This is a genomic window from Butyricicoccus sp., from assembly GCF_050872565.1.
In the GTDB taxonomy this organism is placed as follows: domain Bacteria; phylum Bacillota; class Clostridia; order Oscillospirales; family Butyricicoccaceae; genus Butyricicoccus_A.
This window is the reverse complement of sequence record NZ_JBNMHC010000070.1, coordinates 1-8063: the sequence shown is the minus strand read 5'-3', so window position 1 is coordinate 8063 and position 8063 is coordinate 1. Positions and strand designations below refer to the sequence as shown.

Below are 8063 nucleotides of genomic sequence, written 5' to 3'. Positions count from 1 at the left end.
TTCTTATCCATACTTGTCACTCCTTCGCGATCGATCTGGATCTTTTCATTGCCTAGATGATAGCACTGTTAGGTGACAAATGCAAGCGATTGTTACATATTTTTATGTTTTCTTAAGAAATGTTGTTGTTTTGTTATCATTTTGTTATTTTTTGACAAAAAAAGTGAGCCGTCTGCTGGAACAGATGGCTCACTATGAGAGCGTTTAACTCTCAACACTAAGAGCTATTTGTATAGTGGCAACCGTCTGGTTTCCACACTTTTATTATATGGTCATTCTGTAAAAAAGTCAATACTAAAACAACAGCCGTTCTGTCTCCAGAGCGGCTGCTGCTTTATTTCCAACTTAATCTTCTTTATAGCTCCACTGGGTGCCCTGACGGGTATCCTTGATGACAATGCCCTTTTCATTGAGCAGGTAATCGCGGATGCGGTCAGCCTCAGCGAAGTTCTTTGCCTTCTTAGCCGCGGTACGCTGAGCAATCAGGTCTTCTACCTCACTGTCGATGCTCTTCTTTTCCAGATGATCGACAATGCCGAGCACGCCGCACAGCTCCATCATCAGATCGAAGCAAGCCTGTACAAACGCATGGGTGCAGTCCGGATTCTTAACTTCCGTGTTGATTTCACGAACCAGCTCGAAAATCGCAGCCAATGCATCAGCGGTGTTGAGGTCATCGTCCATGGCATCCATGAACTTCTGACGGTACTGCTTGAGCTGTTCTGCCTTTGCCTGCTCCTCTGCGGTCATCGTGTCGCCGGTCTGATGGTCAAGCAGGAACTGCAGGTTCTCTGCTGCAGTGTACAGACGGGTCAGCGCATTTTTTGCCATAATCAGCGACTCTTCCGAGTAGTTGATTGGGCTGCGGTAATGACCGGACAGCATGAACATACGAATGGTCTCATAGCCGTATACCTTTGCGGCGTCACGAACCATGAAGAAATTGCCCTTGGACTTGGACATCTTCTCGTTGTCAATGGTCAGGAAGCCGTTGTGCAGCCAGTAATTGGCAAAGGTGCAGCCGTTAGCGCACTCAGACTGTGCGATCTCATTCTCATGATGCGGGAAAATCAGGTCTTTGCCGCCGGAATGAATATCAATGGTCTTGCCCAGATACTTGTTGACCATCGCAGAGCACTCAATGTGCCAGCCCGGACGTCCCTTGCTGCCCCACGGAGTCTCCCAGCTCGGCTCACCCGGCTTTGCTGCCTTCCAGATAGCAAAATCCATCGGGTCTTCCTTCTGCTCGCCTACGCTGATGCGGGCGCCTGCCTGCAATTCGTCCAGCGGCTGATGCGACAGCTTACCGTATTCGGCAAAGCTCTTAGTGCGGAAGTATACGTCACCATTTTCAGCGACATAGGCATGGCCGTTGTCAATCAAGGTCTTAACGATGTCAATAATGGCATCCATGGTCTCGGTTGCGCGCGGATGCACGGTAGCCGGATGAATGCCCAAGCCCTTGGCATCGACAAAATACTCCTTGATGTAGCGGTCAGCAATGACATCATAGGTCACGCCTTCCTCATTTGCCTTCTTGATTACTTTATCGTCAATATCAGTAAAGTTCTGGACAAACTTGACCTCGTAGCCGCGGTACTCAAAATAGCGGCGCAGCGTATCAAAAATGATGAACGGGCGCGCATTGCCGATGTGGAAATAGTTGTATACGGTCGGACCGCAGGAATACATCTTGACCTTGCCAGGCTCCAGCGGAACGAACTCTTCCTTTTTGCGCGTCATCGAGTTATATAATTTCATAATAGCATCCTTCCCCTTTAATTTTTTGGTTTGGTTGCACCCTCCGCAACCAGATTCCAGTTGCGGTGCAGGTAATCATAGCCGGAATACAGTGTAATTGCCATCATAATCCAGCCGCACAGCTGAATGAGATAGACATCGTGCAGGCTGGTCGCACCGGTAATAATGGTGCACAGGAAAATGAGAATTACGCCTGCAATCTGCACACAGGTCTTAATCTTGCCCGACCAAGCGGCTGCCATCGCAGTGCCCTTCATCGCAGCAATGGTGCGCAGAGAAGTAATGATAAATTCACGAGCGAGAATGATAAATACCATCCAGCCGTACATCAAACCGCGGTCAATGAAAATAACCATCGCCGCACAAATGAGCAGCTTGTCCGCGAGCGGATCGACGAATTTGCCGAAATCCGTTACCTGATGATATTTGCGCGCCACATAGCCGTCGAGAAAATCCGTAAAGCTGCACACGCAAAACAACACCAGTGCGATGACATCACAAGTCGTTCCGCCAAGCGTCGCAAAAATGACGAAGAACGGAATCAGCGCGATACGCGCCAAAGTAATCTTATTCGCAAGTGTCATAACTTGTCCCATCCTTATTTCAATTTGCAGAAAGTATCCGCAAAAATTATTATACGGTCTCTGTCCGAACGTGTCAACCGTTATTCTGCGGTCTCCGTGCTGCCGGTGAGATCGGCACCCTGCGCGCCTGTGATGCGCACCGGTACAAACTCGCCCTCTTCGACAGAGAACGCGCTGTCAAACAGCACGCGGCCGTCAATATCCTGCGAATCGGCATAGCTTCTGCCGTAATACAGACCGGTCTCGCCGTCCCAGCCCTCGCATAGAACCTCGAGCAGCTGTCCCTGCATCCGTGCAGCAAACTGATCGAGCACATCCGACTGCAATTCTTCAATAATCATGCGGCGCTCGTTTTTCAGCTCTTCATCAATCTGATCCGGCATCTCAGCCGCCTCACTGCCCTCTTCCGGCGAATAGCAGAACACACCCGCGCGTTCGATCTGCATCTCACGCAGGAATTCGCACAGCTCTTCAAATTCTGCATCGGTTTCGCCCGGCAGACCGACAATCAAGCTGGTTCGCAGGACAAGACCCGGAATCTCGCGGCGCAGCTTCTGGAACAGCTCACGTAGGAACTGAGCGTCGCCGCGGCGGTGCATGGCGTGCAGAATGCGGTTGTTGACGTGCTGAATTGGAATATCCAGATACTTGACGATCTTTGGCTCCTGTGCAATCGTCTGAATCATATCATCCGTGATTTCATCCGGATACAGATAATGCAGACGCACCCACGTGAAGTCCATCTGACATAGCTCGTGCAGCAGCTCAGACAGCTTGTGCTCATGATACAAATCCATGCCGTAGCGCGTGATGTCCTGTGCCACAATGATAATTTCGCGCACACCGGCATCGGCAAGAGCCTGTGCTTCCTTCAGAATCTCCTCCATCGGACGAGAGCGGAACTTGCCGCGCAGCGACGGAATGACGCAGTAGGCACAGTGATTGTCACAGCCCTCGGCAATCTTGAGATATGCCGAATAGCCCGGCGTCAGCAAAATACGGCCGCCGTCCATCTCTGCCTCATTGATCTGACCGAAGTTCTGATATACCGTACCCGGTGCCTGCATGACAGCGCGCACCGCATCGACAATATTGGTATAGCTGCCTGTGCCGAGAACCGCATCAATTTCCGGCAGCTCCTCGACAATTTCCTTCGGGTAACGCTGTACCAGACATCCCGTCACGATGAGTGCTTGGAGCGAACCGGTCTTTTTCAGCTCTGCGGTCTCCAAAATCGTGTTGATGGCTTCCTGCTTGGCGGACTCAATAAAGCCACAGGTATTGACGACAGCGACATCGGCATCCGCTACATCCTCTACAATGGTCACACCGGCATCTGCCAGCTGTGCCAGCATGTGCTCGCCGTCTACGAGATTCTTCGCGCAGCCCAGCGAGATCATACCCAATTTAATCGACATAAAATCCTTCTTCCTCCTGATTTTGTTCTAATGCAGCGCGGTAATTATCCATGGCGATTTTGATTTCAGAAAAAGAAAATCCGCGGCGCTGCAATGCCGCCATCGCCTTTTCGCGCTCTTTTCGGTCTGAGACATCGCCGTGCAGCTTTTTTTCCAACAGTGCGTGCATCTTGTCCCAGTTCGGCTCCATTTGTTTGAGCTGTTCCGCGGCAATATCTCTCGGCACGCCGCGCTGATACAGCTCTTGTCGAATGCGCAGGGCACCGTATCCCTTGTTTCGATACGACCGAATGACGGTTTCTGCATACGCTTCGTCATCAATGGCGTGCAGCAAGCGCATTCGCTCCACGGCATATTCCACTGCCTCCGGAGCAAATTCTTTATCCAGCAGCTTTCGTTCCAGCATCGCCGCAGACAGTGGGCGGCGGCTGAGCATCCCAGCCGCCGCGACCTCTGCATCCCGATACTGTTGTTCGTCACAAATCTCCGGCATACTTAAATATCGTCATCGCCGAAATCGTCCGCGTCAATGGAGACAGCGGCAGACCGTCTCTGCGGTGCTTCTTCCGGTGCCGGTGCGTGCTCGTCTTCCTCAGCAGCCGCTCTGCCGGTGCGGCGCGCCATATGCGCCTGACGCTCCTGCTTTGCCTTTTCGCGGCTCTCCTGAATCGCCTCACGAATCTTCGCTTCCAACTCATCCGCAACATCCGGATTCTCTGCCAAATACTTCTTGGCGTTGTCTCTGCCCTGGAAACGCTCTTCGTTGATGGTAAACCAAGCACCGCCCTTTTTAATCAGGTCATAATCGACACCCAAATCAATCAGCTCGCCGGTGCGGGAAATGCCCTCGCCGTACATGATGTCAAAATATGCCTCGCGGAACGGAGGTGCCATCTTGTTCTTGACGATCTTCGCTCTTGTATGGCTGCCGATGGCGCGGTCGCCTTCCTTGAGGTATTCAACGCGGCGCACATCAATGCGGACGGAAGAATAGAACTTGAGCGCACGGCCGCCGGTCGTTACTTCCGGATTGCCGTACATCACGCCAACCTTTTCACGCAGCTGGTTGATAAAGATAGCCACGCACTTGGACTTGGCAATGACACCAGCCAGCTTGCGCAGTGCCTGACTCATCAAACGTGCGTGCAGACCGACAAACGAATCGCCCATCTCGCCCTCGATTTCGGCGCGCGGAACCAACGCCGCTACCGAGTCAATGACGATAATATCCAGCGCACCGGAGCGCACGAGCTGTTCAGCAATTTCCAAACCCTGATCGCCGCTGTCCGGCTGCGATACCAGCAGGCTGTCTACATCGACGCCCAATGCTGCCGCATACGCCGGATCCAGCGCGTGCTCGGCGTCGATAAACGCCGCAATGCCACCCTCTGCCTGTGCCGATGCAATGGCGTGCAGGGCGAGAGTGGTCTTACCGGAAGATTCCGGTCCATAAATCTCAATGATTCTGCCGCGCGGCAGACCGCCAATGCCCAATGCCATATCCAGACCGATGGAACCGGTGGAAATGACGTCTTTATCTACCTGCTCGACTTCCTGACCGAGATACATGACAGCATTTTTGCCGTGCTGCTTTTCAATCTGAGCCAGAGCCTGATCCAGTGCTTTCTTTTTATCGGTTGCTACCGTAACGGTAGGCAATGCTTTTTTCTTCGCCATAATCTTGCCTCCTATTGTCTCGTATTTGCTTTTTCCGCGCAGATAATTCGCGGAATTCCCGCGAGATCTTCGCGCAGATGGACGTTGTTCCATCCCGCCTGCCGGAACAGCTGTGCCGCCTGTTCGCCCTGCTTCCAGCCGCATTCTGCAAACAGCAGACCGCCGGATGCCAGCGAAAACGCCGGATGCTGTGCCATCGCGCGATAAAAATCCAGTCCGTCCGTGCCGCCATACAGCGCAAGATGCGGTTCATAGGCATCCACACTGCGGTCCAGCTCGGTCATCTCCTGTGCCGTAATATACGGCGGATTGGAGACGATGATAGTAAATATATCATGAATGCTGTCCGGACGCAAGGCATCTCCTTGCGCAATCGTCACGCGCGGCGCAGATAAGCCGTGCAGAGCGGCATTGCGCCGCGTGACAGCGAGAGCCTGCTCGGAACAATCGATGAGCGTCACCTGTGCCTGCGGCACCGCGAGGGCCATCGACAGACCAATACAGCCGCTCCCGCAGCACAAATCCAAGATTTTCGGCTTTGGCTGCTGCTTTGCCGCCTGTACAGCCGCATCGCACAGCCATTCGGTATCGCCGCGCGGAATGAGCACATCCGGTGTCACAACAAACCGATTGCCGTAAAAATCCCACTCGCCCAGAATATACGCGAGCGGTTCCTCCTGTTTTCTGCGCTCAAACAGCGTGTGCATCTGCACTCTTGTCTGTTCGTCCAGCGGCATATCCCGCCAGCGGCGGATTTCCCGTGTCTGTTCCTGCAGAGCAAAGGCGGTCAGTTCTCGCGCCTCCAGCTCTGCTTCTTCCACGCCAATATCGGTCAGTGCCTGCCGCAGAGAGAGGTATTCGTCCCAAACGCTTACCATTTGTCCTCCTGTTTATCCTCCGGAATGACGCGCTTGAGGGCTTCAATCGCCACTTCGATCATGCTGTCATCCGGCTCTAACACGGTAATGTGCTGGAGCATCATGCCCGGCCAGCGCAAAATGCTGGACAGGACGCCGTCATGTCTGCCCGCAAAGCGATTGACCTCATAGCTCAGACCGATGACAATCGGCAGCAGCACAATGCGCAGCACCAGCTGCATGATGCGGCTCTCCGCCGTGACGACAGAGAACACCAAAATACTGATAATCATAATCACGAACAGAAAGCTTGTGCCGCAGCGCGGATGTTCCCGCGGCTGCACACGGACATTGTCCACCGTGAGGTCTAACTGCTTTTCATAGCAGTAAATGGTCTTGTGCTCGGCGCCGTGATAGCGAAACGTCCGCTTCATGTCCGGAATCAAGCTCATGATTGCCATATATCCGATAAAAATAGCAATGCGCAGGACGCCTTCCATCAAATTCTTGCTCCAATGTGCCATGCTGTCCGGCAAAAATCCGGTGGCAAACGCAGGCAGCAAAATAAACAGACCGACCGCCAGACCGATGCCGACGACAATGGACAGGAAGTAAATGACGGACTCTACCAATCCATCGCCAAAGTGGTCTTTGAACCACAGCTCCAGCTTGGACGGCTGCTCTTCCTCTTCGTCCTCTATCAGAATCTTAGAGGAATAATCAATCGCCCGAAAGCCCTCGATGAGTGACTGCACCATCAGGACAAAGCCGCGAATGACCGGCACACCGGCAATTTTATGTTTTTCTTTGAGCGGGGTATATTCCTTTTCTTCCATCGAAAGTCCGCCATCCGGCTTGCGCACAACGGTGCAAATCTTGTGCGGACCTTTCATCATAATGCCCTCTAAAATCGACTGACCGCCGATGGTTGTCTTGTGCACAACCTGTTGTGATGCTTTGCTCAATCGTTACTCCTTCTCTGGTTCCTGCGGGATCTCTTCCGGTTCTGCGCTCCGTGTCTCGGTATTGGCGAGCGGAAGCGTGACAGTCACTGTCGTGCCTTCGCCATAGGTGCTGGCAATATTCAGCGTACCGCCGTGCATCCGAACAATTTCATCCGTGACAGCCAGACCGATGCCGCTGCCGCGCTGCTTGGAGCTGCCCTTATAGAACTTCTCCTTGACAAACGGCAATTCTTCTTCTTTGATGCCAACGCCCCAGTCGCGCACCTCTATGATGACGGTATAGCTGTCACGCGACAGCATAATCTGAATGCGCCCGCCGCTCTTGCCGTATTTTGCCGCATTGTCGATGATGTTCAAGAATACCTGCTTCATGCGGTGACGGTCGCCGTTGACCGGACACATCTGATCCGGAATATCATATTCGAGCTGGATATTTTCCTTTTCCAGCATGTTTTCATACATATAGACCGCTTCATACAGCTCTGCACCGACATCGAACAGCTCCATATTCAGCTTCATGCGTCCGGATTCCAATCGCGTAAAATCAAGCAGCTCTTCGACCATCTGGGTCAGACGGCGGCTCTCCTTCTGGATGATGCCCAGACCCATAATGACCTCTTCCGGATCCGTTGCACCGCCCGCAATCAATGTATCACTCCATCCGCCAATCGCCGTCAGCGGGGTGCGCAGTTCATGCGAGACCGAAGAAATAAAGTCATTTTTCATGCGCTCAGCACGGCTGATTTCCTCTGACATGTGATTGATGGTATCGCACAAATCACCGATCTCATCGTCATAGAC

General features: G+C 52.8%; 8 protein-coding genes. All 8 read right to left on the bottom strand.

From position 1 onward, the window contains the following. Nucleotides 1-345: 345 nt before the first annotated feature. Nucleotides 346-1761 (bottom strand): cysteine--tRNA ligase, encoded by a 1416-nt coding sequence (gene cysS, locus ACR0P9_RS04625; RefSeq protein WP_432617778.1) that lies wholly within the window; start codon nt 1759-1761, stop codon nt 346-348. 17 nt (nt 1762-1778) lie between these two features. Beyond that, nucleotides 1779-2345 carry a CDP-diacylglycerol--glycerol-3-phosphate 3-phosphatidyltransferase gene (pgsA, locus tag ACR0P9_RS04620; RefSeq protein ID WP_432617776.1) on the bottom strand — a complete coding sequence of 189 codons (567 nt, stop codon included), beginning with the start codon at nt 2343-2345 and terminating at the stop codon, nt 1779-1781. 80 nt (nt 2346-2425) lie between these two features. Further along, nucleotides 2426-3763: a 30S ribosomal protein S12 methylthiotransferase RimO gene (gene rimO / locus ACR0P9_RS04615; protein WP_432617774.1), complete on the bottom strand. Its 1338-nt coding sequence runs from the start codon at nt 3761-3763 to the stop codon at nt 2426-2428. After that, a complete protein-coding gene (locus tag ACR0P9_RS04610; protein ID WP_432617772.1) occupies nt 3753-4256 on the bottom strand; it encodes a regulatory protein RecX in 504 nt (167 codons plus the stop codon). Before ACR0P9_RS04610 ends, rimO begins: the two co-directional genes overlap by 11 nt. Nucleotides 4257-4258: 2 nt before the next feature. Continuing rightward, nucleotides 4259-5440, bottom strand: coding sequence for a recombinase RecA (recA, locus tag ACR0P9_RS04605; RefSeq protein ID WP_432617770.1), 1182 nt, complete (start codon nt 5438-5440; stop codon nt 4259-4261). 11 nt (nt 5441-5451) lie between these two features. Beyond that, the gene (gene prmC, locus ACR0P9_RS04600) at nt 5452-6318 is read right to left on the bottom strand and encodes a peptide chain release factor N(5)-glutamine methyltransferase (RefSeq protein WP_432617768.1); all 867 of its coding nucleotides are present in this window, start codon (nt 6316-6318) and stop codon (nt 5452-5454) included. Next, complete coding sequence (locus ACR0P9_RS04595) at nt 6312-7262, bottom strand: DUF1385 domain-containing protein (RefSeq protein WP_432617766.1); 951 nt, start codon at nt 7260-7262, stop codon at nt 6312-6314. Before ACR0P9_RS04595 ends, prmC begins: the two co-directional genes overlap by 7 nt. A 3-nt stretch (nt 7263-7265) precedes the next feature. Continuing rightward, nucleotides 7266-8063, bottom strand: a 798-nt coding sequence (locus ACR0P9_RS04590) for a sensor histidine kinase (RefSeq protein ID WP_432617764.1), incomplete at its 5' end; no start/stop codon positions are given.